Source organism: Brachyspira catarrhinii, assembly GCF_005518285.1.
GTDB classification, from domain to species: domain Bacteria; phylum Spirochaetota; class Brachyspiria; order Brachyspirales; family Brachyspiraceae; genus Brachyspira; species Brachyspira catarrhinii.
Window position 1 is genome coordinate 1 of record NZ_SJDU01000336.1, and the last position, 2,508, is coordinate 2,508.

Annotated in this window: 3 protein-coding genes; all 3 read right to left on the reverse strand. The window is 31.1% G+C overall.

All coding sequences use genetic code 11. The features are described 5' to 3' along the window. Positions 1-35: 35 nt before the first annotated feature. Genes ribB through ribD form a run of 3 tightly spaced genes read right to left on the reverse strand, consistent with a single transcriptional unit; the run spans position 36 to position 2,500 of the window. On the reverse strand, positions 36-734 hold the full coding sequence (gene ribB, locus EZH24_RS10190; RefSeq protein WP_236847162.1) for a 3,4-dihydroxy-2-butanone-4-phosphate synthase: 699 nt from the start codon (positions 732-734) through the stop codon (positions 36-38). 39 nt (positions 735-773) lie between these two features. Continuing rightward, on the reverse strand, positions 774-1,430 hold the full coding sequence (locus EZH24_RS10195) for a riboflavin synthase (RefSeq protein WP_137999030.1): 657 nt from the start codon (positions 1,428-1,430) through the stop codon (positions 774-776). 17 nt (positions 1,431-1,447) lie between these two features. Next, complete coding sequence (gene ribD / locus EZH24_RS10200) at positions 1,448-2,500, reverse strand: bifunctional diaminohydroxyphosphoribosylaminopyrimidine deaminase/5-amino-6-(5-phosphoribosylamino)uracil reductase RibD (protein ID WP_137999031.1); 1,053 nt, start codon at positions 2,498-2,500, stop codon at positions 1,448-1,450. Positions 2,501-2,508 lie beyond the last annotated feature (8 nt).

The following is a 2,508-nucleotide window of genomic DNA, read 5'->3' on the forward strand; positions in this document are numbered from 1 at the left end:
ATACGGGACTCGATACGGTTGACGCAAATTTGGTTTTAGGTAATTTTATTGACAAAAGTAAATATTTTAAAATCTCCGTATCTTGTCGGCATTTTTGCGCTCGCGTAAAGCTCCATCAAGTCTTCGTGTTTCTTTCTATAAAATATTAAATCGGCAACGGTTATTATTTTTAAATCATGTTTTTTTGAAAATTCTATCAAATCGTCTCTTCGCATCATATCGCCGTTATCTTTCATTATCTCGCAACATAAACCGCATTCTTTAAGTCCCGCAAGTCTCATCAAATCGACTGTCGCCTCCGTATGTCCTTTTCTTGTGAGAACTCCGCCTTCTTTTGAAAGCAAAGGAAACATATGCCCTGGTCTTCTAAAATCTTCTGGTTTAGAATTATCGTCCACTACTTTTAAGGCAGTTATCGACCTTTCAATCGCAGATATTCCCGTAGTAGTTTCAATATGGTCTATCGACACAGTAAAAGCCGTTTCATGATTGTCAGTATTTTTTTGAACCATTTGATTAAGAGAAAGTTTTTCGGTTATTTCTTTACTCATTGGCATACAGATTAAACCTTTCGCGTAAGTTGCCATGAAATTAATATTTTCCGTTGTGGCAAACTCGGCGGCGCAAATCAAATCTCCTTCGTTTTCTCTGTCTTCGTCATCGGTTACTATTATTATTTTGCCTTTTTTCAAATCTTCCAAAGCTTCTTCGATTGTATTATAAATATTTTTCATTTTTGTTTCTCCAATTTTTCTTAAATTATTTTTCAAAAATTAAAATCCGTTTTTAATTAAAAATTCCATGTTTATATTTGAATTTTTATTCGTTTCATTATTAAAATTAAAATCATTAAACGATAAAAGTCTTTCCACATATTTTCCGATTATATCGTTTTCAATATTCACTTTATCTCCCGCTTTTTTATAATAAAGAACCGTCTCTTTCAGAGTATGCGGAATTATCGCTATCGAAAAATTATTTTTATTGTTATCGACTTTTGCCACAGTTAAACTTATTCCGTCAACGGCAACCGAGCCTTTTTCAATTATATATTTCATTAAATTAGTCGGAACTTCTATAACAAGCTCGATGTCTTCGGAATTTTTAGAAATATTTTTTATTATTCCAACTCCGTCAATATGACCCGAAACTATATGCCCGCCGAGTCTTCCGTTTAAAGTTAAGGCTCTCTCCAAATTCACTTTGAATCCAGATTTCAAATCTCCCAAATTTGTTCTGCTTAAAGTTTCGCTCGTAATGTCGGCGTTAAATATTTTATTAGAAAAACTTGAAACGGTTAGGCAAGTTCCGTTTACCGAAACGCTGTCTCCCAATTTCAAATCGTCAAAAATTTTATTCGCTTCGATTGTTATAACTTTGCTTTTTATGGATTTAACAATTCCCATTTCTTCTATTATTCCCGTAAACATTTTTATCTTCCTAATCCTCAATTATATTTTAAATAATATTCCAAAAATAAATCTTCGCCTATATTTTCAATTTTTCCATCGATTAATTTTATCGCGTTATCAGGATTTTCAATTCCTTCTCCCGATATTGGAGTTTTTGCGTTTAATCCTCCGAAAATTTTAGGAGCTATATAAATTAAAGCCTTATCTATAAGTTTTTCTTTAAGCAAAGCGGCATGCAAAATAGAACCGCCTTCGATTAGAACCGAATCTATATTTTTTTCTTCTCCCAAAATTTTTGTTAATTCTTTTAAATCGACTTTATTATCTTTAGCCGAAGTTTCTATTATTTCAATTCCTAAATTTTCCAAATTTTTTTTCTTTTCTAAATTTTTATCAGATTTAATAGTCGCAATATAAGTTTTTATTTCTTTTGAAGTTTGGCATATATTCGATTTTAAATCAATTTTCAAATCGCTATCCAAAATAATTCTTATTGGGTTTTTCGGATTATCTTTTATTCTGCAATTCAAAGTAGGATTATCTTCTATAATCGTATTTATTCCAACCATTATTGCCGAATATTTTTTTCTGAATAAATGCGCGTGTTCTCTGCTTTTTTCGGAAGTTATCCATTTTGATTTTCCGATTACAGTCGCGATTTTTCCGTCAATCGTCATAGCGTATTTCATAACCATAAAAGGTTTTTTGCTATTTATATAATGAAAAAATACTTCGTTTAATTTTCTGCATTCTTCTTCAAGAATATTTTCAACTACTTCAATTTTAGCTTCTTTCAATTTTTTTATTCCGTTTCCAGCTACTTTTTCATTGCTATCCAAACAACCTATTACGACTTTTTTAAATTTATTTTTTATTATCGCGTCCGCGCAAGGAGGAGTTTTTCCAAAATGAGAGCAAGGTTCTAAATTAACATATATTGTGGAATTTTCTATATCGTTGTTTTTATTTTTAGCGTCCAAAATTGCGTTTATTTCGGCATGATTTTCTCCGTATTTTTCATGATGTCCGATTCCTAAAATTTTATTATCTTTAACGATTACCGCTCCAACCAAAGGATTAGGATTTATACAAAACC